Source organism: Paraclostridium dentum (assembly GCF_048568265.1).
In the GTDB taxonomy this organism is placed as follows: Bacteria; Bacillota; Clostridia; order Peptostreptococcales; family Peptostreptococcaceae; genus Paraclostridium; species Paraclostridium dentum.
Genome location: NZ_CP183813.1, coordinates 2,086,535 through 2,111,762, shown reverse-complemented (window position 1 = coordinate 2,111,762; position 25,228 = coordinate 2,086,535). Strand labels below are relative to the sequence as shown.

The following is a 25,228-nucleotide window of genomic DNA, read 5'->3' as shown; positions in this document are numbered from 1 at the left end:
GTGATAATTAATGTTTGGTAATGAAATAAGTATAATGGAAGCTATCAATATAACTATATCTAGTATGACTATAGTATTTTTAACTTTAATATTGATATCTCTTGTATTGTCTTCGTTTAAATATATATTTAAAGCAAAACCACAAGTAAAGACAGTTATTAAAAAAGAAGTAGAAAAAGAACAAATAGCTTTTGATGAAGATGATGAAGAAGATAGAGTAGTAGTTGCACTTGCAGCATCTATAATGGCAGGTGAAGGAAAAATAAATCCTAATCTTCATGTAAAGAGAATAACAAGAATAAAATAATAGCTATAATAATGAATTTTTTAAGGGAGAGATAAAAATGAGCGCTAAAACATATCACATAACATTAAATGGAAAAGTTTATGAAGTTGAAATTGAAGAAGTAAAAAAAGGAGAAAGACCACAGCCTACAATCCAAGAGAAAGCACCACAACCTAAGAAGGAAGTTCAAGTTGCAGGTTCAGGAGAAGCTATAGATGCTCCAATGCCAGGAACTATAGTAAATATAATGGTTAGTAATGGTGACAAAGTAAAGAAAGGCCAAGTTATAGCTATACTTGAAGCTATGAAAATGGAAAATGAAATAGTAGCTCCAATAGATGGAACAGTTATTTCTGTTGATGTTGAAAAAGGTCAAAATGTAAATCTTGGGGATAGCTTATTACAAATAGGATAATCGTATAGAAAATAGGGGGCGTTACTGTGTTAGAAATGTTACAGACTTTCTTTGCAAACACTGGATTTGCAATAGTAGATTATAGACAAATAATAATGATTTTAATAGCATGTGTATTTTTATACTTAGCTATAGCAAAGGGGTATGAACCATATCTTTTAATACCTATATCTATAGGTATGCTTCTTGCTAATATGCCAGGAGTTGACTTAATGAAAGCAGCTACCGATTCGGAAAATGGAGGACTTTTATATTACTTATATCAAGGAACAAAATTAGGAATTTATCCACCTCTAATATTTTTATGCATAGGTGCAAGTACAGATTTTGGTCCGATAATTGCAAATCCTAAAACACTTTTACTAGGAGCAGCAGCTCAATTTGGTGTATTCTTTGCATTTATGGGAGCTATATTATTAGGATTTACAGGTCCAGAATCGGCATCTATAGGTATAATTGGGGGAGCAGATGGTCCAACAGCGATATATTTAACAGGAAAATTAGCGCCACATCTATTAGGAACTATAGCTCTTGCAGCATATTCTTATATGGCACTAGTTCCAGTTATACAACCTCCAATAATAAAAGCTCTGACTACTAAAGAAGAACGTATGGTAAAAATGGAGCAATTAAGACCTGTTTCAAAGACAGAGAAAATAATATTCCCAATAGTTATAATGATATTAGTTATAGGTTTATTGCCAACAGCAGCACCTCTTATAGGAATGCTTATGTTTGGAAACTTAATAAAGGAAAGTGGAGTGGTTCCAAAGTTAGTTGAAACTGCAACAGGGCCTATGCTATACATAATAACTATAATATTAGGATTAACTGTTGGAGCGACAGCAAATGCAGAGACATTTTTAACTTCACAAACGTTAGGAATAACTGCTATGGGACTTGTAGCATTTGCAGTAGGAACAGCAGCAGGAGTTTTATTTGGTAAAATAATGTACAAAGTAAGCGGCGGAAAGGTTAATCCAATGATAGGAGCAGCAGGAGTTTCAGCAGTTCCTATGGCAGCAAGAGTTGTTCAAAAGGTTGGGCAAAAAGAAAATCCTTCAAACTTCTTACTTATGCATGCAATGGGACCTAATGTTGCAGGTGTTATAGGATCAGCTGTAGCAGCAGGAGTTTTATTACAACTATTTGTTAAATAATAAAAATAAAAGCTATTTTGATATAAGATATGAGTTCTAGCTTTAGAGCTTCTTACATTGAAATAGCTTTTTAGCTGTAGTTATCGTTAACTTAAAAATTTAAATGGTTGACAAAAAGGTTTTAATCTATGTACAATAAAAATGTAAACTATTTAATTTGTATGGTTAACTAATAAGGAGGATATATGAAACTAAACACTAAAGAATTAATAATTTGTGCCATGTTTGCAAGTATAACCGCTATTTTAGCCCAAATTGCAATACCCCTTCCGTTTTCAACAGTTCCACTTACTATGCAAGTATTTGCAGTAACAATAAGCGGAGTAATACTTGGGGCTAAAAAAGGATTTGTAACTCAGGTTATATATATATTATTGGGAGCTATAGGAATGCCCGTATTTGCACAAATGAGCGGAGGAGCTGGTATATTATTTGGATATACAGGTGGGTTTATAATGGCTTTTCCATTAATGGCATTATTAATAGGATATGTAAGCGATAAATATGACACTATATTACCTATAATGATAGCTATGATTGTGTCTCTTATGATAAATTATACCATAGGAACATTATGGTATTCATTTGTAGCTGGAGTTGGATTTATGGAAGGATTTATGGTGTGTGTAGCACCTTTTATAGTGGTAGACTTATTTAAAGTAGCACTAGCTACTACTATTGGCATTAATGTAAAAAGAAGAATTAAAAAAGAGGCATTTTTATGTTAGAAATCAGACCTCACCACTTTTTTTGCATGAAAGCTTTCATAGGAAGAGGTTACAGTAAAGACTTTACTGATAATATGACAGATATTATTTTAAGTTTAAATAAATCTAAAAATCAAGATATAAAAATTACTCCTAGCTTAGATAGTGTATGTTATAAATGTCCTAATAATATAGATTATAAGTTTTGTACTACAGATAAAGAAGTAATTGAAATGGATAAAAAGATAATGAATTATTTCAATATAGAAGAAGGCATATATAAATATGAAAAAATTGAAAATTTGATATATAATAATATAAGTGAAGAGATAATTGAAGAAGTTTGCAAAAGTTGTAGTTGGTATAAAAAGACAAACTGTAAAGAACTTATACTATTAAAATCAAAAGGAGAACTTTTAGTAAATGGTAAGTAGTACATTTAATACAAATGAAATAATAACTATTGTTATGGCTATGATTGAAGATATAAAAAATGAATCAATTTATGGTATAGAAAGTGATGAATTAAATATAACTAATGATATAAGTGAAAAAATAGATAATCTAGGAGATATAGAATGTGAAAATTTCTTTAGCTTACTATATGAAATATCTAATAGAGTATATAATTTGAAAAATGGAGAGCTTCATGAGTTAAATATTATTCATAAGGAAATTATTGAATTTTCAAGTGTTTATCTTAAAGAATATATGGTTTAAAATAAAAGTGTTATCTAAAATATTTTAGATAACACTTTTATTTTATATGTTTAAATATAGAAAAAATCTATTCTTTATAATAATATATACATATAAATATTATGGAGGAAAAATTATGAAAATCCTTGTGGTAGAAGATAATTTAAGTTTATTAAAAAGTATTAAAAAAGAATTAGAAAATCACTTTCAAGTTGAGTGTACAGGTAATGGTGAAGATGCATATTTTCTTATAAAGCAAAATATTTATGATCTTGTAGTATTAGATTTAATGCTTCCTGGAATGGATGGAATTCAGATATTAGAAAAAATACGTAAAGAAAATGAAGATGTATTGGTTTTAATTTTAACAGCAAAAGAAAGTTTAGATGATAAAGTTAAAGCATTTATGTTAGGTGCTAATGATTATCTAACTAAACCATTTTATATGGAAGAATTAGTAGCTAGAATATATGCAATGTTAAGAACTAAAGGCAAAATTGATAGTAAAAATACTTTAGAATTTAAAGGGTTGAAGCTTGATTTAAATAAAAAAATTGTAACTATAGATGACAATGAGATAGAAATTCCAAATAAACAATTCAATTTATTAGAATATTTACTTCTAAATAAAGGAACGATATTGTTAAAAGAGCAAATTTTTGATAGAATTTGGGGAATGGAAAGTGATTCAACTATAGATATAGTGGAAGTATACATAAGTAATCTTAGGAAAAAGCTAAGTAAATATGGGTATCATAAATACATAATCACAAAACGAAGAGTGGGGTATATGTTTGATGATAAATAATGATATTTTATATAGCACTAGAAAAAACCTTATAAAAATAAATATAGCTGTTGTTGGTAGCTTTTTAATAATATTTTCACTTTGTATATATAGTTATTTTAAGGTTCAAACATATAATAATGTAGATACACATTTAAAAGAAGAATTAGAATATATAGGAATGCAGCTGGATGTAAATAATTTATATTCTACGCCTAAACTATTAGATCCTAAAAATATGGTATATATATATAAAGATAGTAAGGTGAAATTCTTTACTCCAAATGGTTATTTTAAAGATTCTATACCATATAATAACAGTAATGGATTAGGGTTTAATACCTATAAACATAACTCATATACATTTAGAGAGCTTAAATTTAATGTAAATGGATATACAATTCAAATTATAAGAAATATAGATTCTGAAATGGGACTTCTAAACAAACTATTAGTTATATTTTTTATAGGAACAGTTTTAGCTATAGTAACAACTTATTTTATAGCTTTATACTTAACAAAAAAAGCACTTGTTCCAATTGAAAAAACATGGAATAATCAAGTGAAATTTATACAAGATGCATCTCATGAACTGAGAACACCTATAACTATAATTTCATCTAAACTAGAAAGTTTATTAAAAAATCCTGAAAACTCTATAAGTGACGAAATTGAAACTATTGCAGATGCGATGAAAGAAAATAGAAGATTAAAAAAAATGGTAAACGATTTACTAGATTTAACGAAAGAAGAAAGTATAACCAAATTGAATCTAGAGGAATTTGATGTATATGAATTAATAAAAAATATAAGTAATGACTATATGGAAATTTCAGATATACATGAAAAGAAATTTAGTTACAGTTTTAATGGAAATAATCCTTTTATAGTAAGTGATAAATGCAAGTTAAGACAGTTATTAATAATTTTTATTGATAATGCATTTAAATATACAAATGAAGGTGACAATATAAATATAAGTGTAAACAATAAAGAAAATATATGCATCATATCTATAAGAGATAGTGGAATAGGAATTGATGAAAAAGATATAAATTTAGTTTTTGATAGATTTTTTAGAAGTAAGGCTGTAAGAGAAAGTGGAATTGATGGATCGGGAATAGGTCTTAGTATTGCCAATATGATTGTAAAGAGTTTAAAAGGAAATATAAAAGTTTATTCTAAACTAAATGAGGGCACAGAATTTAATATAACTTTACCGAAAAAGCTAAAAAATAATTGATTTAGAAAACAGTGTATGGGTATAATTAGAATATCTTAATAAGAGTAATTAATTTACAGAAATGTGATAAAGTTACAGAATAAAAGTTCTTTATAAAATATAATATAATAAAGAATTAAATAGTAAAAATTAAAATAAATATATAGATATATTAGGAGGAAAATATTATGGCTAAAATAATAAATACAGGGAATTTTAGAGGTGCAGTAGAAGATAATCAAGGTGTTGTAGTTGTAGACTTTTTTGCAACATGGTGTGGACCTTGCAAAATGTTAGCTCCAGTATTTGAAAGTGTTTCAGAAGAATTAAATAATGCTAAATTTGTAAAGGTTGACATAGATGAAAGTTTAGAATTAGCTCAAAAATTTGGAATATCAACAGTTCCAACTATGATGATATTTAAAGATGGTAAAGTAGTTGATAAATTAGTTGGATTTATGCCAAAAGAAAGTTTAAAAGCTAAAGTAGAAGCTCATTTATAAAATTTATTAAATGATTAGACTTATTAGGGTGCTAAGTTATATTAGCACCCTAAATTACATATATTTAATGGGTAAATAATTTGAAAGAAGGTGGATTTAATGAGATATGATATAGCTGTAATAGGAAGCGGTCCAGCAGGAATATCTGCAGCAATAAATGGAACGATAAGAAATAAAAAAGTAATTTTATTTGGAAATGATGATTTAAGTGCTAAATTAGTTAAAGCTCCATCAATAGATAATTACTTAGGATTTTATGATATAAGTGGAAATGATTTAAAGGATAAATTTAAACAACATTTAGAAGATATGAATATTGAAATTACTAAGTTAAAAATAAATAATGTATATGCTATGGGAGAGTATTTTACACTAATGGCTGGAGATGAAATGGTTGAAGCTAGCACTGTTATAATAGCAACAGGTGTTGAATATGGAAAGCCTATAAAAGGTGAAGAAGAATTTTTAGGAAAAGGTGTAGGATATTGCGCAACTTGTGATGCACCATTATATAGAGATAAAAATGTTGCAGTAATAGGTTACAATCATGAGGCTGAAGAAGATGCAAACTTCTTGAGTGAAATTGCGGCTAAAACATATTTTATACCTATGCATAAAAATGAACTTAATTTAAATGAAAATATAGATGTTATAAAAGATTTCCCACTTGAGATACAAGGCGATAATTTAGTTAATAAATTGAAGCTTAGAAATCAAGAATTAGATGTTGATGGTGTATTTGTTATGAAAGATAGTGCTTCTCCAAAGGCTTTAGTACCAGGAATAGAAACTGAAGGAGTACATATAAAAGTTAATATAAATATGGAAACTAATATACCAGGATGCTATGCTTGTGGGGATTGTGCAGGTAAGCCATATCAATATTTAAAATCAGCAGGTCAAGGCCAAATAGCTGCACTTAACGCAGTTAGCTATTTGGATAAAAAGAAGAGAGAAAGCCTAAAATAAAAATACAGAAAACCTCCTTTTATCTTTAAAGGAGGTTTTTATAATTATAATAAAGCTACAGTTGAAGCCATCATTAAAAGATCTATAAAAAATCTTTTTAGATACTTGAAAATAAAATTATTGATAGTAAAACCTATAGAAGAAAATTTTCTATTTTCAATAAATCTAACCCATAAGAATACCATTAATATAGTTGGTAAAGTTAATGATATATGGTCTAAAAATAAATTTGCAAAATTAGAACTTAGGTTTAACATTTAAGCTAATTTGGTAATAGGGCTATATATAACAGGTATTAAAAATCCTCCCGAAATTTGACCTAATATGATCATTGAAAGTGCTAAAATTGGACCTAAAATAAAATTTGGTAAATATCTACTTTCTTTTGCTTTAAAAAATAGATTGTTCTTTTACAAAAACAAATCTATCACCTCCTATTGTTAATATTTGAATATAAACTTACAATATGATTTGATTTAACAAATTTTAAAACTTTATTAAATTAGAAAAATATTATAGTAGAAATAAAAAAATATATGTGCTATTATAATTAATACCAGGTGATAATACTTTGTTATTATATTAAAACATAATACAAGAAAGTATTATACTTGTAAAGTTCTAGTTTTGGAGGAATTTAAATGAGTAATATAAAATTGGTATGTGACAGTTTGTCGGATATACCTAAAGAATTGATAAATAAATATGATATACATGTAGTTCCATTAACTGTTATATTTGATAATAAAGAGTACATTGATGGAGTTGATTTAAGCAAAGACGAGTTTTATAAAATGTTAAGAAATAGTGAAAATATGCCTAAAACATCTCAATGTACATATATACAATTTTTAGATACTTTTAAAAAATATATAAGTCAAGGTAAAGAGATACTTTATATAGGCGGTTCATCAGCTGCATCAGGAACATTACAAAGCGCAACTATGGCAAAGAACGATTTAGATGGAGAGGTATATATATTTGATACAAAAAATTTATCTATAGGTAGTTCTTGCTTTGTTTTATCAGCAGCAGAAATGATTGAAAATGGAGAACCTGTATCTAATATAATCAATCATCTAGAAGAAGTTAAGAAAAGTATAAAAATATTTTTTACTGTAGATACATTAGATTATTTGCAAAAGGGTGGAAGGCTGTCTTTAGCAAAGGCAACTATAGGAAATATGTTAAATATAAAGCCTATCCTTTCTGTAGAAGAAGGTATTGTAAAGTCTGTAGCGCAAGTAAGAGGAAAAAAGCAAGTTTTAAATAAAATAATAAATACAATAAAAGAAAATATAGGAAATGATTTAAGCAAAAAAAGAGTAATGCTTACTTATGGAGATAATGAACTTGAGCTTATTTCATTTAAAGAAAAAATAGAAGAAGAATTCGATGTAAGTAATATAATAGTTGAAAATGTTAGTTCAAGTATATGTTCACATACAGGACCTGGCATAATAGGTATAGTTTGTTCTGATATATAAAAAGACTGTTTCAAATTAATTTGAAACAGTCTTTTTAATAAATTAAGCTAAGCCAAATAAATTAAATATACAAGTTGTTGAAAAACATACTATAAACGCAACTAGAGTAGGCATTAAAAATCCAACTGCAGTCCATTTAAGACTTTGTGTTTCCTTTTTTATTGTCCATAGTGTTGTTGCACAAGGCCAATGTAAAAGGCTAAATAGCATTGTATTTATGGCAGTTAAATAAGTCCAGCCATTATCTTTCAAAACCTCTCCAAGTGCATTTAAACTATCAAATTCAATCATGGAACCTGTTGCCAAATAAGACATTAATAGTATTGGTATTACAATCTCGTTTGCAGGGAATCCTAAAATGAATGCAAGTAATATAAACCCATCAAGTCCAATGAAGCTTGCGATTGGATCTAAAAAGCTTGCTAAGTGTGATAATACACTCATATCACCTATATAAATATTTGCAAATACCCATGTAATAAGACCTGCAGGTATTGCAACTACTACAGCTCTACCCAATACGAAAATAGTTCTATCTATTATAGATGTATATATAACTCTGCCTATTTTAGGTGTTCTGTAAGGTGGAAGTTCTAATGTAAAAGTTGAAGGAACTCCCTTTAATAGTGTTTTAGATAAAATATAAGAAACTAATAGAGTAGTTACAATTCCAAATATTATACAAAGTGCTATACAAAGGGCAACAATAGTACTACTCACAAAAGAGTTTTTGATAAAATATGTGAAAAAAATTGTAGCTATAGCTATTAATGTAGGGAAACGCCCATTACAAGGGACAAAGTTATTTGTAAGTATAGCAATTAACCTTTCTCGAGGAGAATCTATAATTCTACATCCTATAACACCTGCTGCATTGCATCCAAATCCCATACACATAGTTAAACATTGTTTACCATGGCAACAAGCTTTTTTAAACATATGATCTAGATTGAAGGCCACTCTAGGTAAATATCCGAAATCTTCAAGAAGAGTGAAAAGTGGAAAAAATATTGCCATAGGAGGAAGCATAACTGAAATAACCCATGCAAGAGTTCTATACATTCCAAAACTAATCATTTCGTTTAACCACAAAGGACAATGAATAGATGATAAAAGACTATATAAAATAGGTTCAAATTTGAATAGTAAATTAGATAGAAGATTTGATGGAACGTTGGCACCTTCAATAGTAATCCAAAGGATTATACAAAGCATTAAAAGCATTAATGGCAATCCAAGTATTTTAGATGTAATTATTTTATCAATTTTTTCATCTCTATGGAATTTGTTTTTATTTTGTATTATGACACTTTTATCATAAAGTTTTTTTGCATATTCATACATATTCATACTCATAGAATCTCTAATTGAAATTTTATTAATATCTTCTGGTAATTTTGCTTTTATTTTATCTATTTCAGTTTTGTAGTCTCCATTTATATAATTATTCATAGAGTCATATATACTATTATCTCCATCAATTAACCTAAGACCTAGCCACCTAGATTTTATATAAGGTATACTTGAAGATAAATCGCTTTCTATAATTTTTAACAAACTTTCTATATTTTCATTATATTTTATTATCTTATTATTATAGTGGTAAGAATGGGTTACGACTAAATCTAAAGTTTTGAGTAAATTATCCATACCTTCACCGCTTCTAGCTGATGTTAAAACAACAGGAATTCCAAGTTGATTTTCTATAATTTCTTTATTTATAAAAATACCTTTTTTTCTTGCTTCATCAACTAGATTTATACAAAGTATAACATTATCTGTAAGTTCCATCACTTGAAAAGCTAAATTTAAATTACGTTCTAATGAAGTGGCATCAGCCACAACTATAACTGCATCTGGATTTCCAAAGCAAGCGAAATCACGGGCTACTATTTCTTCTTGAGATGCTGCAAATAATGAATAAGTACCTGGTAAATCAATCAAAGCAAAATCTTTTGAATTATACTTAAAGTCCCCTCTAGCTGTACATACTGTTTTTCCCGGCCAATTTCCAGTATGTTGCTTAAGTCCAGTTAAATAATTAAACACAGTGCTTTTTCCAGTATTAGGATTTCCAGCAAGAGCTATTATATATTGATTATCTTTTTTGTCTATATTAAACATATCTTTTAATGATTTTATCTTAGTTGAATTATAAGTTAACCCCATAATTTTCTCCCCCCTTTAAATTTAAGGTTTATATATATGAAACTAAAATTTTTTGACCTTCTTCTTTTCTAAGTGCAATCATAGCACCTCGTATATTATATACAGTTAAATTATCTTTAGGACCACGTCTAACGACATCTATTAAAGCACCATTAGTTAAACCAAGCGCTAACATTCGCTCTCTTAGGTAACCTTCTGATAAAAGTCCTTCTACCTTAACGGTGCTACAAATATCTACATCAGTAAGCTTTACCATAAAAATACCTCCATTTAAATAAAGTAAGAAAAAATTTTAGCCTAAGCTAAATTTCTTACAATAAATATTATGAAAAATTTTATGAGGATGTTACATTAATTTAGAATATATTACATGAAAATCTAATATAGTAGATATGAGATTAGATTTAGGAGGAGAAAGTTTGAGAGATCTTAATCAGTTTTATACATTTAAAGAATATATGAAAGATAATAGTCTAAGTCCTAATGAAGAAGACTATATTGAAATGATTTATAGATTACAAAGTGAAAATGAAAATGTAAAAATAAAAGATTTATCAAAAGCTTTAAATATAAAACCATCATCTGTAAGTAATATGGTAAGAAAATTACAGCAAAAAAAATTATTAACACATGAACTTTATGGATCGATAAATTTAAGCGATTTAGGCGAAGATATGGGGAAAAAATTTTTAGAAAGACATAATACTATATACGAATTTTTAAAATTAATTGGATTGGATGAATACTTGCATGAAGAAACGGAAAAAATAGAACATACGATAAGTCTAGAAACTTTAGTAAGAATAAACAATTTGATTAAATTTTTTGAAGAAAATGAAAGGATATTGGAAAGGTTAAAAGTATATCAAAATTTGTAAGACATATTACATATATTAGTCAAAAATTATTAAATTGAAAAATATTACAATAATGTAACTGTGAAAATCTTAATTAATGATATAACATATATAAGGTAAATAATAATTATATGTATAAAATTCAAATGAATAATATGTAGTTTTAATTTAGGAAAAATAATTAATTCAAAAAACATATCAAAATCATATAGATTTCACATTGAAAAACTACAATTAGAGTTAAGAAGGAAGTGAGAGGATATGACTATAGTTTTAATAACTGCAGTTTTATTAGTATTAATGTACGGATTATATGTTGCTGCATATATATCTGAAAACGTAGTTGATGACAGTATATAATAGAAAGATAATATATAAAAAGCCTTAGAAATTTTCCTAGGGCTTTTATTTTTTAGTCTATATTTGTATAAAAAGCTATACCAATACTTCCAGGACCAACATGAAGACCGATTACAGGACCTATTGATTGTATTTTAACTGTAGTATTTAATTTTTTTTCTAAATAACTAGCAAGTTGAAGACCTTCTTCTTCACAATTTATGTGGTGGACTATTACATCTCCAAGACCTTTATTATCAATTTCCTCAAAAAATGTAGATACTAATTTGTCTATAGCTTTTTTTCTGGTTCTTACTTTTGTAAAAACAGAAGTGGTACCATCTGTAACTGTTAAAATAGGCTTTATTTGCAATATAGAACCTAAAAGAGCAGAAGCACTTCCTATTCTGCCTCCTTTTTTTAAATAATCTAGAGTATCAGGAGAGAATATAAATTTACTATTAGATAAAACTTTATTTGTTCTATCTATAACTTCATCCATAGATTTACCATCAATTGCTAAACGCGCAGCTTCAATAACTGCAAATCCCATTTGCATGCAGTTTGTCTTTGAATCTATTATATTAATATCTGCATTAGGGTAGTCTTCTAAAATCATATTTTTTATTAGGTTAGCACTAGAATATGTACCACTCATATTTGAAGATAGAAAAATTCCTAAAATAGAATCACCATTTTCCACTATACTTTTAAATACATTTAGCATTTCATCTGGAACGGGTTGAGATGATTTAGGTATCTCAGATAAAGAATCCATTTTAGTATAGAAAGTTTTATTATCTAAGTCCAACTCACGGAAACTTTCATTATCCATAAAAACATTAAGAGAGACTACCTTTATATCAAATTTTTTTATGTATTCAGCAGGTATGTAAGATGTACTATCTGTAATTATTTTAATACCCATAAAAACCTCCTTATATATATATAAATATATTTATAAAAACTGCGATAATTCATTATATAATAAAATGATTGGATTGTAAAATATAATAAGGCACTATACAGTGCCTCTTATTATATAATATTATTTACAATTTTTACAAATACCATGAAGTATAACAGTACAAGATGTAATTTCTATATCGAGTTCGTTAGAAATAGCTGAAGGAATATTCTTTAATATATCTGAATGAATATCTTGTATGTTTCCACAAACGTCGCAAATCATATGATTGTGCTCTATTACGTTAGCATCAAATCTATCGGGAAGACCAGGCATACTAACTTTTTGAATATAACCGTGATGTACAAGTTGAGATAAATTTCTATAAACGGTACCTAAACTTAAGTTTGGATTATCCTTTTTTAGATAATCATATATAAAATCTGCAGTAGGGTGAACCGTGTTGTCCTTAACGGCGTTTAGTATAAGTTCTCTTTGTTTTGAAAATTTCAAAATACCACCTGCTTATCATTGTTTTTATCATAAATATACCCTAAAGAGTTAATTTATAATCAAATTATATTATAAACTAAAATTAAAAATAATAAAATAGAGTAGCCCAATAAATAAGCTACTCTAGGATTATGTGAATTGAGAAATGGCAATAAAATGTTATTTAGTAAAGTGTCTTTCTAGTAGGCCTAAGAATGCTTTACCATGTCTAGCTTCATCTTTACACATTTCATGAACTGTATCATGTATAGCATCAAGTCCTAATTCTTTAGCTCTTTTAGCTATTTTTAATTTTCCTTCAGTTGCACCGTATTCAGCTTCAACTCTAGCTTTTAAGTTGGCTTGAGTATCAGCAACAACAACTTCTCCTAATAATTCAGCGAATTTAGCTGCATGTTCAGCTTCTTCAAATGCTATTCTTTTATAAGCTTCAGCTACCTCTGGGAAACCTTCTCTATCAGCTTGACGGCTCATAGCTAAATACATACCAACTTCTGTACATTCTCCAACGAAGTTAGCTCTTAAACCTTCAACTATTTCAGTATCTATTCCTTGAGCAACACCTATTCTATGTTCGTCAGCCCAAACCATTTCTCCTGACATTTCATTAAACTTATCAGCTCCAACTTTACAAACTGGACAGATTTCTGGAGCAGTTTCTCCCTCATGTATATATCCACATACTGTACAAACAAATTTTTTCATTATATATTCCTCCTTAGAATTAAAAGTAGTAATCATTACTATTATTAACTACAAATTAATGATACAATAAAGTTATAGCTCTGTCAACAGTTTTAAATTAAATAAATTATAAATACTATCGGAATATTTATAAAAGAAGAGACTAATAGATGTGAAAAATATGCATAATAAATGTAAATAGAAGAAATAGTTAGAGAGGTGTTTTAAATATGGAAGGTTCAACAAAATCAAATATAGACAAACTAAAAGTTATTCCATTAGGTGGACTCGGAGAAATAGGAAAAAATATAACAGCGATAGAGTATAAAGATGAAATAATTATTATAGATGGAGGATTATCATTTCCAGATGAAGATATGTATGGTGTAGATTTATTAATTCCTGATATATCTTATTTAATAGAAAATAAAGATAAGGTTAAAGGTATGTTTGTTACCCATGGGCATGAAGATCATATTGGGGCTATTCCATACATATTAAAGCAAATAAATATGCCTGTATACGGAACTAAATTAACTATAGGTCTAATTGAAAATAAGTTAAGAGAACATAATATATTAGATATATGCAATTTAAATTCAGTAGAAGATAAACAGTTAGTTCAGTTGGAATATTTTAAAATTGAATTTATAAGTGTAACACATAGTATTGCAGATGCATGTGCTATTTGTATAAATTCACCAATAGGAGTAATACTTCACACAGGGGATTTTAAAGTTGATTACACTCCTATAGATGGTAGAAGAATGGATTTAGAGAGTATATCTAAGATAGGTAAAAAAGGAGTATTATTGTTATTAGCTGATAGCACAAACGTAGAAAGAAAAGGTCATTCGTTATCTGAAAAAACTATAGGAGAAACATTAGATAGAATCTTTAATGGTAGAATAGGAAGGATAATAGTTGCGACATTTGCATCTAATATACATAGAATGCAACAAATTATTAATGCATCTGTAGCTAATAATAGAAGAGTTGTATTTAGCGGACGTAGTATGGAAAATGTATCAGCTGTTGCTATAGAACTTGGATATTTAAACATTCCTGATGGTTATAAAATAAGTATTGATGAAATTGAAAATTATAATAATGATGAAATAACTATAATAACTACAGGAAGTCAAGGAGAAGCTATGGCAGGACTTGCTAGAATAGCTTTTGATACACATAAAAAAATAAAAATAAAAAATAATGACTTATTTATAATATCAGCTTCACCTATACCTGGGAATGATAAGCTTATTTCAAAAGTTATAAACCAGTTATATAGAAAAGGAGCAGAAGTAATATACAAAGATTTAGAGGCTGTACATGTTTCAGGGCATGCATATCAAGAAGAATTGAAACTTATACATACATTGGTTCATCCAAAGTTTTTTATGCCGGTACATGGAGAGTATAGACATTTAGTACACCATAAAAATTTAGCAGTTAAATTGGGAATGAAAAAAGAAAATATATTTATTTTAGATAATGGAGAAGTTCTTGAATTAAATAAAAAAACCGCTAAAAAAAATGGAAAGGTAAGAGTAGGGACTGTATATGTAGATGGTATAGGAGTTGGAGATGTAGGGAATATCGTTTTAAGGGATAGAAAGTATTTAGCAGAAAATGGGATGATGACAATTGTTATAGGTATAGACAAAGAAAGCAAGTCTATAATAGCAGGTCCAGATATAATAACTAGAGGATTTATATATGCAAGGGAAGCTACAGATTTAATAGATGATGTAAAAGCTATTGTATTAAATGAAGTTGAAAAATGCTTAGAAAATGATGTATTAGAGTGGAGTGTAATGAAATCTCGAGTGAAAAAAGCTGTTGATAGACATCTGTATATCAAATTAAAAAGAGGAACTAGTATATTCCCGATAATTGTAGAAGTATAAAATTAAATAAAAGGAGCTGTTAAGATACAGCTCCTTTTTTATTAATTATTTATTAGATTGTCTAGATTTGTTATATCTTAATCTTTCATTTTCATTTAAGAATCTTTTTCTAAGTCTGATAGCATCTGGAGTTATTTCAACTAACTCATCATCATCTATAAACTCTAAAGCTTCTTCTAAAGTGAAATGTTTAGCAGGGTTTAACTTAACTGCATCGTCAGTACCAGAAGAACGAACGTTAGTTAATTTCTTATTCTTACAAGGGTTAACTACCATATCGTCTTTTCTTGAGTTCATACCGATTATCATACCTTCGTAAACATCAACACCTGGATCAACGAACATTGAAGCTCTTTCACTTAAAGCAGCTAAAGAATAAGCCATAGTAGTTCCAGGTCCGTGAGCAACTAAAACTCCATTAGTTCTTCCTGGTATTGCGCCTTTATGATCTTCGTATCTAGCGAAAGATCTAACTATAGTTCCTTCTCCACGAGTATCGTTTATGAATTCGCTTCTGTATCCTAATAAACCTCTAGTAGGAGCTATAAATGTTATTTTAACATAGTCTCCTTCTATTTCCATAGCTTCCATCATAGCTTTTCTTAAGTTTAACTTATTTATGACAGTTCCTGAATAAGTCTCTGGGCAGTTAACTATAACTCTTTCCATAGGTTCCATTAGCTTACCATCTTCTTTATGAAGTAAAACTTCTGGCTTAGATACACCTATTTCATATCCTTCACGTCTCATGTTTTCAAGTAATATAGATAAATGAAGCTCTCCACGTCCAGATACTCTATATCCGTCACTAGTATCCATTGGTTCAACTTTAAGTCCAACATTAACTTCTAATTCTTTGTCTAATCTATCTTTTATATGTCTAGTAGTAACAAATTTACCACTCTTACCGCAGAATGGAGAATCATTAACTAAGAAGTTCATAGATAATGTTGGCTCTTCTATGTGTATCATTTCCATAGGTTTTGGAGCATCCGTATTACATATAGTTTCACCTATAGATATATCTGGCATACCAGCTACAACAACTATTTCACCTGAACCTACTTCGTCTTTTTCAACTTGAACTAAGCCTTCGTAAACTGTAAGTTTAGATATTTTTCCTCTAGCAACAGTTCCATCAGCTTTACAGATAGAAACTTGAGAACCATTTTTAACAGTTCCTTTGTAGACTCTACCTATACCAAGTCTACCTACATAATCATCATATGCAAGAGCTGATACTTGAAGTTGTAAATCTTCAGCATCATAATCAGGGTAAGCAGAAACATGGTTTATTACTGTTTCAAATAATGGAGAAAGATCAGTACTATCATCATCCATTTCTAATTTAGCTATACCTTGCTTAGCTACTCCGTATATTATAGGGAATTCACATTGCTCATCATTTGCATTTAAGTCAACGAATAAGTCAAATACTTCGTCTACTACTTCTTCTGCTCTTTGATCACTTTTGTCTATTTTATTTATGAATAATATAGGTCTTAAACCTAACTCTAATGATTTTTGTAAAACGAATCTAGTTTGAGGCATTGGCCCTTCACTAGCATCTACTAATAATATAACTGTATCAACAGTTTTTATAACACGTTCAACCTCAGAAGAGAAATCACTATGTCCAGGTGTATCTACTATATTTATTTTATAATCATTATAGTTTATAGCACAGTTTTTAGAGTATATTGTTATACCTCTTTCTTTTTCTAGGTCGTTACTATCCATTACACAATCTTTTACAACTTCGTTATCTCTGAAAACTCCTGATTGAGATAAGAAGGCATCAACTAATGTTGATTTACCAGCATCGACATGGGCGATAACTGCTATGTTTATTATTTTGTTTTTGTTTGTCATTGTCAAAAACTCTCCTTCCGATATTAAATAACTGATTAAGTATACCATATACAAAAGAAATTGTAAAACTAAAAAAATGAGTATTTACAATGATAAGGTTATCCTAAATTGCAAAATAATATTACTGTATATATAATTTTAAAAAAATAGAATTGTTAAATTGAAAATTATTTTGTCTAATTTTAGAGTTTTGTAATCGTTGACTATATATTTTATGTAAAATATAATATATTTATATTGATGAAAGGAAATTTTGTTTATGTCGCAAATAACAAAAAAAGCTTTGGCCTCATCATTAAAAAGTTTAATGAATACAACATCGTTAAATAAAATTACAATTAATGATATTGTACAAGATTGTGGTGTAAATAGACGTACATTTTATTATCATTTTAAAGATATTTACGATCTTTTAGAGTGGATTTTAAAGACAGAGATTAATAAAGAGATAAAAGAGAATATTAGATTTGAAGAATGGCAACAAAGTTTTTTGAAAATATTAAATTATTTATCTGAAAATAAAAAAATGATTTTTAATATTTATAATTCTATAGATTTAAAGCAATTAGAAATGCATGTACATAAAGCTGTATATAAGCTAGTTTTTAAAGTAGTAAATGATCTTTCTGAAGAAATTGACATTTCACAAATAGAAAAAGAGTTTGTTTTAAATTACTATAAGATTTCCTTAACTGGCTTACTAATAGAGTGGATAAAAAATAAAATGGAAGAAAATCCTGAGGAAATAATTAAAAACCTCAATAAAATAGTTAATGGAGATGTACATAAACTATTACTTAGGAGTGAATCTATAAAATAAAAAACAATGTAGTCAACTGACTACATTGTTTTTTATTTTATATAAGACCATCTAGACTTGTGTTTTGTAATAATTTCTTTATTAAGAATTCGCCAGGTAAAGGTCTTTTACCATATAATGTTTTTGTTGCTGCAGATATGGAACGTATATCATATTTTGAAGGATATACTTCAGGGATATTTCTATCTATATTAAGTAAACTGTATACTCCCATCATTGCTGAACGAACAGAGTACTCAACAGTAAATACACAGTCACCAGGTATTTCAACGAATTGACCTAAAAATGCAAAGTTTACACTTCCTTTAGGCACAACATCTGGGCGGTCTCCTTTTATACGAGGCATAAACTGGCTAGTAACATATGGCATCATGCATGGGATAACATTGATTGTAGTTAAAATTTCAGGAATGTCATTTTCTAAGCCCATATGATATAAAAGTTCCATTGCTAACTCAGAACCTGTACAATCGGACATTTTCTTTTTAACAAAGTTACCAATGTTATCAGGGAAAAGGCCATAAGACCATAATACAACAACATCTTTAGGTTGATTTATAAAATGAGGTTGTCTATTACAAGTTATACTCAATAGCCAATTAGAATCCTTTATAGTTATAATTCCTCCTGTAACAACTTTTCCTGAATATGGGTCTCTCCCAGTTAAATCTTTAAGTTTCTTTATTAGTTTAGAATCTTTGCATGTGATAGTAAATGATTCCCACTTACTTTTGTCTATATCACTACAAAATACTTCTGGACTTCCGAATGATGGATGGTTTTTAGATATATTTTTCCATAAAGTCCAACAAGCTCCTTCATCTGAGTTTAAAACAGGTGCAGTGTCCATATTTCCAATAGTTGAATTTTCTGTCATAGACCCTGTAGTAACAAAAACTAAATCATTTTCTGTTATATTGATTATCTCTTTATTTTTACCTCTTAATAAATGTATAGCTGTAACTTTTTTTATATCTTCATTAATTTCCATACTTAAATTTGTGACTTGAGAATTTAAATTAAATATAACACCTTTAGACTTTAACCAATTTTTTAAAGGTAGTATAAAAGAATCATATTGATTATATTTGCTAAACATAATGTTTTTCATTGAATTCATACCTGGAAGCAGATGTATGAAACGTTCCATGTATCTTTTCATTTCTACAACACTATGCCAAGTCTCAAATGCAAACATAGAACGCCAAAAACACCACATATTAGTATCAAAGAAAGATTTATCAAAAAATTGATCAACTGTAGTTTGGCCTAATTCATTTTCTGTTGCAAGAAAAAGTTTGGCTAGTTGTTTTATATGTAAATCATTTAGGCCAAGAGATGAAAAGTCGCCCTTTTCTCCACAGTTTTCTAAAATTCTACAAGTAGATTCATTAGGATCTTTAATATTCAAATCTCTAAATTCTTCTAAAATACTTATAGTTGGATCATCTAAAGATGGAATACTAGAAAATAAGTCCCATGTACATTCGTAGTGTTCTTCCATTTCGCGTCCACCGCGAATTAAATAACCACTTTCAAAACTACCACATCCATCCATAGCACCACCAAGAATATCTGTTTCCTCTAAAATAGTAATATGAGTACCATCCATGTGACCATCTCTAATTAAAAATACAGCTGCAGCTAAAGAGGATATACCACCTCCTATCAAGTATGCATTTTTGTTTTCAATAAAACTTGGTTTTAAAGTTTTAATATTTTGAAAGTTGCCCATTATATTACACCCCCATAATTTATTAAATTTCCTTATAAGTAAGAGTAATTAAATTTCCATAGGTTATAAATAAACAAATTTGATTAAATGTGTAAAGTTAGCACATTTTATTGAATTTGTTTAATAAAAAATTCGCTTCGCTCATGTCGCCAACGACTTCGTCCGTTGCTCAAAATATCATTTTTTACTTTCACTAATATTTTGATGTAATATACTTCATAAGTTATACACATATATTCGTTAATCATAAACTCCTTAAGCGTAAAAAATGATGCCGTTTAGTGGCATCATTTTTAAAAGACTATTTACCTTCATTTTTAGTATCTAGTTTAACTCTAAAAATTAATCTTTTTAAAGCACTATATTCAAATGGAATAAGTGGATATAAGTAGCTTTTTCCAGTGATTGTTTTATTTGTCATTAGAAGTACAAGTGTAATTATTAATCCAGCGACAAATCCCCAGATATTAAATGCAGCTGTTAAAATTAAGAGCAGTATCCTAACTATTTTTATAGAATACCCTAAATCAACGCTTGGTTGAGAGTAGCTTCCAAGTGCAACAATAGCCATATACAGTATGGTGTGAGGTATAAACCATCCAGTTTGGACTGCAAAATCACCTAAAATAAGGGCACCAATAACAGATAAGGACATACCTAGTGAACCAGGAGTATTAAGTGAGGCAAGTTGTAGTGCATCTACAGAAAATTCCAAAATTAAAAACTGTAGAAAAATAGGAACATCGTAGGGGTCTTTTGGGGTTATAAATTGTAGCCATACTGGAAGATCGGATGCATACCTTATAGCCAGGGTATATAAAGGGGTTATCATAAAAGTAGCCAACAATGTAAAATTTCTAATTAGCCTTAAATAATTTCCTATGATTACAGGTTGATAAAAATCATCAACATCTTGTAAAAAATCAAATATTGTAGTCGGTAATATTATTGCATTAGGGGAGTTATCTATGATTAACAATATCTTACCTTCTAAAACATGAGCAGCTGCAACATCAGGACGTTCTGTGTACCTAGCTTTTGGAAATGGGTTATACCATCTACTTTGAACAAGGGCCTCAACTATACTTTGTTCACTCATTACTAATGATTTTACATTTATTTCGTCGATATGTTTTTTTAATTGTTTTAATGTTTTATCATCAACCAATCCATCTATATATCCAATAACTACATCTGTTTTGGATCTTTGACCAACACTAAACATCTCAAATATAAGATCAGGATCTTTTACTCTCCGTCTTACAAGAGCGGTGTTAAAAACTATAGTTTCAACAAAACCGTCTTTTGCTCCTTTAAGTGCTTTTTCTTTTTCGGGTTCTCCTATGCCACGTACAGGATATGTCCTAACGTCTAGGATGATAGCCTCATCAAATCCATCAATTAATATAGCCATAGGGCCAGAAAGAACTTCTTTAGCTATATTTTTTAATTTATTTTCTTTAGCTACCTCTATATATGGAATATATTTATGTATAAAATCTTTTAGCTCATGAATTGATTCGAAATCTTTTTCTGATATTTTAAAAAAGCCAGAAAGAATTCTTTCCATCACCTCATCTTTTATAAAACCATCAATAAAGAATAAATAGCAACTTTTTCCGCCAATAATAACCTCTCTTTGGATAACATCAAAACTTTTATCTAAAGGGAGGTGTTCTTTCATAAGTTCTACATTTCGTTTAATACTTTTAGTTAGAATCATTAAAACACCCTTTCTAATTTAATAACTAATCTATAATAGTATGTACAAAATATTGAAATTTATTATTTGGCATTTATACAAATAAAAATAGGGCATGTTCTACATTAAAGTTTAGAACATACCCTATTGATCTATATCAATATAATAGGACTAGATATAATATTGATTATATCTAGCTCCCCCTAAAAATAATTACTTTTTAAATATTCCAAATGGCTTTCCTACAGGTAAAAATACTCTACCAAAGTGAGTGTTTAAAACAGCAGCAGCAGAACCGTAGAATGAGAATATTGCTATTCCTAACTCAGAATATGCTGCAAATTGATGAGCAGCGTGTTCCATTATACCAAATGAACTTAAAGTTAACCCTATGAATAAGCAGTCTATAAGAACAAATATTATAAATAATACTTTATGAGTTTCCATAGCTCCAACAGTCATAAATAATGTGAATATTAAATATCCTAAGTAAGCAAAACCTAATTGTTTAGGATCAGCAGAAGCTTGTAATTCAGGTCCAAAAACTCCGTTTTGTATTAACCAAGTAAAACCAACTGCATACCAGAAGAAAGCATATCCACCAAAAGCAGTAGCTCCAAATGTATTATTGTGTTTAAAGTCGTTTATACATGCAAATAATTGAGCAGTAGCTCCTAAGAATATAGCCCATGGTAAAACTAAAGATATTCCAGAAGTTAAGCCTAACTTAGAAGATGATGCAACTAATGTTATCATTGCTAGTCCGAAAAGTCCTAATGCTGAAGGATCAGCTGTTACAACTTTTACTTTTGTTTCGTTTGTCATTTAAGAATCCTCCTATTTTATAAATATCATTTTATAATTTCAATGCTGTATTTTGTATACATATAATAAAAATACTTATATATATTATCATTTTTTTTTAGATAAGTATATAAAAATTTCGAAAAAATTATATTTTTTTACAAATAACCTTAAAATTACTCGATTTTATTTATTTAAATTAAGTTTTCTAAGTATATATAACTATAGTTAATAATTATTAAGTAATTTTTATAAATCAGAAATTTAAATTAGTTATATATGGAATTTTGAAAATTTTCAATAAATATGTTTGGATTAACTTGCAACGGGTATATTTTAAATACATTAAATTAAAGAGGTTTTAGGAGGATTTTAAAAATGATAAGAGTATGTCCATTTTGTTCAAATGTTGATGTTAATAAAATAAAAGAAATTGTTGGAGATGAAAATATAAAAACAGGTTGTATAGGTCAATGTCGTTCATTTAAGAAAGAAGCGGTAGGATTTATAGATGGAGAACTAGTTATAAAAGAAAATGAAGAACTGTTTTTAAAAGAAATCTCTAAATAAAAGATAAAAAATGAGCTATATATTTATATAGTTCATTTTTTATGAAATAAATTAATTTTATGTGTATTGTATAGTAAAAATATAATTTAAATGTTAATATAGTAGGGAATATATATGCAAAAATACGGAGGTTAACATATGAGTACAATGTATTGTCCTAAGTGTATAGTAGAGGTTATGGATTTAATAAGTCATGAAGAAGGAACTGACTTTGAAGTAATAAACGAAGGAACTGATAATGAAACAAAAGAAGAATTCGAGTTCTGTGTAGATAAATATAAATGTCCAGCATGTGGACATGAAGTTGAAGATTATATGGAATATGAAGAAGATGAGGAATAGTAAAAAAGGAAAGATAATATATAATTATCTTTCCTTTTTTACTATTAATTAATTAATTAATTAAATAAATAAATACTCTTTATGTAAAACCCATGTATTATCTTCCCATTTGAATATTGATATGTTATCAAAATTACAATCAAAGCTACACGGTATTTGGGTTGCATAATTAAAAATGTCGTTATAAATTTTTTTTATCTTTTTAGATGCTAAAGTTATATGAAAAATTTTATCTTTTCCATCGTGACCATTGAATTTAATATATTGAAATTTTGATAATTCTATTATTAATTTATCATGAATCATTTTTCCTTGAGGACTCATTAATACATTCATATAGACAACTCGATCATCAAAATGATCATAACCATCTATTTTATATTCAGAAATAGGATTTGAATCGCAAAACTTTTTTAACATATTTTCAAGTGATGATAAATCTTCTGATTCAAATGGAGATTTTATTGTAAAGTGTGGTGGAAGTTTTGAGGATTTAGAGCCAAATTTTTCAAATAAATTTTTTCGAAGGTTGTTATTAAATTCACCTGCATTTCCTTTAGTTACTGATACTATAACATATCTCATAAAATAATCTCCTAATTAAAATTTAATATATAAATAAAGTATACCAAAATTTATAAATAAATATTAATTAAAATACTTTTATACAAATTATGAAAATATTACTTCGAATGTAAAGGCAAAATTGGTGAGATATTAACTATAGAGTTTTAAATATTAAAACTTATTAATTTGTATGGAGGGTGAATTTATGAAAAAAGGTATGATTCCAATAGCATTAGGTACAGCAGTTACGACAGCAGGAATTGTTTTAGACGTTAAGCAAAATAAGCATGATAAATTTGATAAAAAAGATTATAAAAATATGGCAGGTGCTCTTTTAGTAGGAGCAGGAGTTGCACATATAGTACTTGGAGGAATAGATAGAGCAAGATATTAAAAATAAAACTGTAGAACATTATGTTCTACAGTTTTATTTTTAAAATAATTTTAGTACATTGTAATATAGGCATCAGATTTAATATATAATTAATGTAAATACGTATTTAAATTAGGAGGGGGATATTTTGACTTGTAAAATTAAAATTGTAAAAGAGCAAGGTCAGAAAATTAGCAAATGGTCTGGAGGAATCACAAATCAATTGTATATATATCCTGAAAATTCTTCGTATGAAAACAGAAATTTTAAATGGAGAATAAGCTCAGCAACTGTTGAAGCAGAAGAATCAGAATTTACTAAACTTCCAAATATACAAAGGAAAATAATGGTTTTAGATGGTGGGTTACTATTAAGGCATCAAAATCATTATGACAAAAAGCTTGAAAAATTTGATATAGATAGCTTTAGTGGTGAATGGAATACTACAAGTTATGGAAAAGCTACAGACTTTAACTTGATGACAAGTGAAGATTGTAGTGGGGAATTAAGATACATAAATGTAAAATCAGAAATAATTTTAGAACCTAAAATGAATTTAAATGATAGTTGCTACAGATATGAATTTAATTGTTTTTACAGCTTAAATGGAAGCTTTAAAATTAAATTAGATAATGGTAATATACTTGAAGTAGAACAAGGTGATTTAGCTATAGTAAAATTTAAAAAAGGATTTAAAGGAAAATTAATTTTAATAAATATTCAAGAAGAAGAATTAGATATAATTGAAAGTATAGTTTATTACTAAATGTAAAAAGTATAATTGTATGTATACAATTATACTTTTTAGTTTTTTGAACTTGTTATAATT

General features: G+C 28.0%; 28 protein-coding genes. 18 read left to right on the top strand and 10 right to left on the bottom strand.

The window, feature by feature from the left end:
- Positions 1-10 precede the first annotated feature (10 nt).
- From ACN6I1_RS09645 to ACN6I1_RS09595, 11 genes are all read left to right on the top strand, one after another.
- Positions 11-307 carry an OadG family protein gene (locus tag ACN6I1_RS09645; RefSeq protein WP_035114910.1) on the top strand — a complete coding sequence of 99 codons (297 nt, stop codon included), beginning with the start codon at positions 11-13 and terminating at the stop codon, positions 305-307.
- Between the two features lie 37 nt (positions 308-344).
- The gene (locus ACN6I1_RS09640) at positions 345-701 is read left to right on the top strand and encodes a biotin/lipoyl-containing protein (protein ID WP_419741772.1); all 357 of its coding nucleotides are present in this window, start codon (positions 345-347) and stop codon (positions 699-701) included.
- 35 nt (positions 702-736) lie between these two features.
- Positions 737-1,861, top strand: a complete 1,125-nt coding sequence (locus tag ACN6I1_RS09635) for a sodium ion-translocating decarboxylase subunit beta (RefSeq protein WP_035115600.1) — start codon at positions 737-739, stop codon at positions 1,859-1,861.
- A gap of 185 nt (positions 1,862-2,046) precedes the next feature.
- Positions 2,047-2,589, top strand: a complete 543-nt coding sequence (locus tag ACN6I1_RS09630) for a biotin transporter BioY (protein ID WP_021429426.1) — start codon at positions 2,047-2,049, stop codon at positions 2,587-2,589.
- Positions 2,583-3,002 carry a DUF1284 domain-containing protein gene (locus ACN6I1_RS09625; RefSeq protein WP_419741771.1) on the top strand — a complete coding sequence of 140 codons (420 nt, stop codon included), beginning with the start codon at positions 2,583-2,585 and terminating at the stop codon, positions 3,000-3,002. The genes ACN6I1_RS09630 and ACN6I1_RS09625 overlap by 7 nt, the downstream gene beginning before the upstream one ends.
- Positions 2,992-3,288 carry a hypothetical protein gene (locus tag ACN6I1_RS09620; RefSeq protein ID WP_419741770.1) on the top strand — a complete coding sequence of 99 codons (297 nt, stop codon included), beginning with the start codon at positions 2,992-2,994 and terminating at the stop codon, positions 3,286-3,288. The genes ACN6I1_RS09625 and ACN6I1_RS09620 overlap by 11 nt, the downstream gene beginning before the upstream one ends.
- Positions 3,289-3,403: 115 nt before the next feature.
- Positions 3,404-4,075, top strand: coding sequence for a response regulator transcription factor (locus ACN6I1_RS09615; protein WP_035114899.1), 672 nt, complete (start codon positions 3,404-3,406; stop codon positions 4,073-4,075).
- Positions 4,065-5,297: a sensor histidine kinase gene (locus tag ACN6I1_RS09610; protein WP_419741769.1), complete on the top strand. Its 1,233-nt coding sequence runs from the start codon at positions 4,065-4,067 to the stop codon at positions 5,295-5,297. Before ACN6I1_RS09615 ends, ACN6I1_RS09610 begins: the two co-directional genes overlap by 11 nt.
- A gap of 167 nt (positions 5,298-5,464) precedes the next feature.
- Positions 5,465-5,779, top strand: a complete 315-nt coding sequence (gene trxA, locus ACN6I1_RS09605; protein WP_021433534.1) for a thioredoxin — start codon at positions 5,465-5,467, stop codon at positions 5,777-5,779.
- A gap of 99 nt (positions 5,780-5,878) precedes the next feature.
- Positions 5,879-6,748: an NAD(P)/FAD-dependent oxidoreductase gene (locus ACN6I1_RS09600; protein ID WP_035114892.1), complete on the top strand. Its 870-nt coding sequence runs from the start codon at positions 5,879-5,881 to the stop codon at positions 6,746-6,748.
- Between the two features lie 641 nt (positions 6,749-7,389).
- Positions 7,390-8,235: a DegV family protein gene (locus ACN6I1_RS09595; RefSeq protein WP_419741768.1), complete on the top strand. Its 846-nt coding sequence runs from the start codon at positions 7,390-7,392 to the stop codon at positions 8,233-8,235.
- A gap of 42 nt (positions 8,236-8,277) precedes the next feature.
- On the opposite strand, the gene feoB is transcribed toward ACN6I1_RS09595, so the two are convergent.
- Together feoB and ACN6I1_RS09585 are read right to left on the bottom strand one after the other, a co-directional pair.
- A complete protein-coding gene (feoB, locus tag ACN6I1_RS09590; RefSeq protein WP_419741767.1) occupies positions 8,278-10,404 on the bottom strand; it encodes a ferrous iron transport protein B in 2,127 nt (708 codons plus the stop codon).
- 28 nt (positions 10,405-10,432) lie between these two features.
- The gene (locus ACN6I1_RS09585) at positions 10,433-10,660 is read right to left on the bottom strand and encodes a FeoA family protein (RefSeq protein ID WP_021429491.1); all 228 of its coding nucleotides are present in this window, start codon (positions 10,658-10,660) and stop codon (positions 10,433-10,435) included.
- A gap of 163 nt (positions 10,661-10,823) precedes the next feature.
- On the opposite strand from ACN6I1_RS09585, the gene ACN6I1_RS09580 reads away from it, so the two are divergent.
- Positions 10,824-11,282: a metal-dependent transcriptional regulator gene (locus ACN6I1_RS09580; protein WP_419741766.1), complete on the top strand. Its 459-nt coding sequence runs from the start codon at positions 10,824-10,826 to the stop codon at positions 11,280-11,282.
- A 391-nt stretch (positions 11,283-11,673) separates the two neighbouring features.
- On the opposite strand, the gene ACN6I1_RS09575 is transcribed toward ACN6I1_RS09580, so the two are convergent.
- The 3 genes from ACN6I1_RS09575 to ACN6I1_RS09565 form a co-directional block, all read right to left on the bottom strand.
- The gene (locus ACN6I1_RS09575) at positions 11,674-12,528 is read right to left on the bottom strand and encodes a DegV family protein (RefSeq protein ID WP_419741765.1); all 855 of its coding nucleotides are present in this window, start codon (positions 12,526-12,528) and stop codon (positions 11,674-11,676) included.
- Between the two features lie 120 nt (positions 12,529-12,648).
- The gene (locus tag ACN6I1_RS09570) at positions 12,649-13,020 is read right to left on the bottom strand and encodes a Fur family transcriptional regulator (RefSeq protein WP_419741764.1); all 372 of its coding nucleotides are present in this window, start codon (positions 13,018-13,020) and stop codon (positions 12,649-12,651) included.
- 159 nt (positions 13,021-13,179) lie between these two features.
- The gene (locus ACN6I1_RS09565) at positions 13,180-13,725 is read right to left on the bottom strand and encodes an NADH peroxidase (protein ID WP_419741763.1); all 546 of its coding nucleotides are present in this window, start codon (positions 13,723-13,725) and stop codon (positions 13,180-13,182) included.
- Between the two features lie 209 nt (positions 13,726-13,934).
- Between ACN6I1_RS09565 and ACN6I1_RS09560 the strand changes: the two genes are divergently transcribed.
- Entirely contained in the window at positions 13,935-15,614 is a 1,680-nt protein-coding gene (locus tag ACN6I1_RS09560; protein ID WP_419741762.1) for a ribonuclease J, read from the top strand.
- Between the two features lie 45 nt (positions 15,615-15,659).
- Here ACN6I1_RS09560 and typA read toward each other — a convergent pair whose 3' ends face one another.
- The gene (gene typA, locus ACN6I1_RS09555; RefSeq protein WP_419741761.1) at positions 15,660-17,486 is read right to left on the bottom strand and encodes a translational GTPase TypA; all 1,827 of its coding nucleotides are present in this window, start codon (positions 17,484-17,486) and stop codon (positions 15,660-15,662) included.
- Between the two features lie 259 nt (positions 17,487-17,745).
- Between typA and ACN6I1_RS09550 the strand changes: the two genes are divergently transcribed.
- The gene (locus tag ACN6I1_RS09550) at positions 17,746-18,306 is read left to right on the top strand and encodes a TetR/AcrR family transcriptional regulator C-terminal domain-containing protein (RefSeq protein WP_419741760.1); all 561 of its coding nucleotides are present in this window, start codon (positions 17,746-17,748) and stop codon (positions 18,304-18,306) included.
- A 37-nt stretch (positions 18,307-18,343) separates the two neighbouring features.
- Here ACN6I1_RS09550 and ACN6I1_RS09545 read toward each other — a convergent pair whose 3' ends face one another.
- The 3 genes from ACN6I1_RS09545 to ACN6I1_RS09535 form a co-directional block, all read right to left on the bottom strand.
- The gene (locus ACN6I1_RS09545) at positions 18,344-20,041 is read right to left on the bottom strand and encodes an oleate hydratase (protein ID WP_419741759.1); all 1,698 of its coding nucleotides are present in this window, start codon (positions 20,039-20,041) and stop codon (positions 18,344-18,346) included.
- Positions 20,042-20,342: 301 nt separating this feature from the next.
- Entirely contained in the window at positions 20,343-21,764 is a 1,422-nt protein-coding gene (locus ACN6I1_RS09540) for a spore germination protein (RefSeq protein ID WP_419741758.1), read from the bottom strand.
- 192 nt (positions 21,765-21,956) lie between these two features.
- Positions 21,957-22,568 carry an acetate uptake transporter gene (locus ACN6I1_RS09535; protein WP_021429465.1) on the bottom strand — a complete coding sequence of 204 codons (612 nt, stop codon included), beginning with the start codon at positions 22,566-22,568 and terminating at the stop codon, positions 21,957-21,959.
- 357 nt (positions 22,569-22,925) lie between these two features.
- Between ACN6I1_RS09535 and ACN6I1_RS09530 the strand changes: the two genes are divergently transcribed.
- On the top strand, positions 22,926-23,117 hold the full coding sequence (locus ACN6I1_RS09530) for a DUF1450 domain-containing protein (protein ID WP_419741757.1): 192 nt from the start codon (positions 22,926-22,928) through the stop codon (positions 23,115-23,117).
- 138 nt (positions 23,118-23,255) lie between these two features.
- Positions 23,256-23,459: a hypothetical protein gene (locus tag ACN6I1_RS09525; protein WP_021429438.1), complete on the top strand. Its 204-nt coding sequence runs from the start codon at positions 23,256-23,258 to the stop codon at positions 23,457-23,459.
- Positions 23,460-23,519: 60 nt separating this feature from the next.
- On the opposite strand, the gene ACN6I1_RS09520 is transcribed toward ACN6I1_RS09525, so the two are convergent.
- Positions 23,520-24,044 carry a 2'-5' RNA ligase family protein gene (locus tag ACN6I1_RS09520; protein WP_419741756.1) on the bottom strand — a complete coding sequence of 175 codons (525 nt, stop codon included), beginning with the start codon at positions 24,042-24,044 and terminating at the stop codon, positions 23,520-23,522.
- A 187-nt stretch (positions 24,045-24,231) separates the two neighbouring features.
- On the opposite strand from ACN6I1_RS09520, the gene ACN6I1_RS09515 reads away from it, so the two are divergent.
- Positions 24,232-24,420 (top strand): hypothetical protein, encoded by a 189-nt coding sequence (locus ACN6I1_RS09515; protein ID WP_021429477.1) that lies wholly within the window; start codon positions 24,232-24,234, stop codon positions 24,418-24,420.
- A gap of 127 nt (positions 24,421-24,547) precedes the next feature.
- Positions 24,548-25,165: a HutD family protein gene (locus ACN6I1_RS09510; protein ID WP_419741755.1), complete on the top strand. Its 618-nt coding sequence runs from the start codon at positions 24,548-24,550 to the stop codon at positions 25,163-25,165.
- The last annotated feature ends 63 nt before the right edge of the window (positions 25,166-25,228 follow it).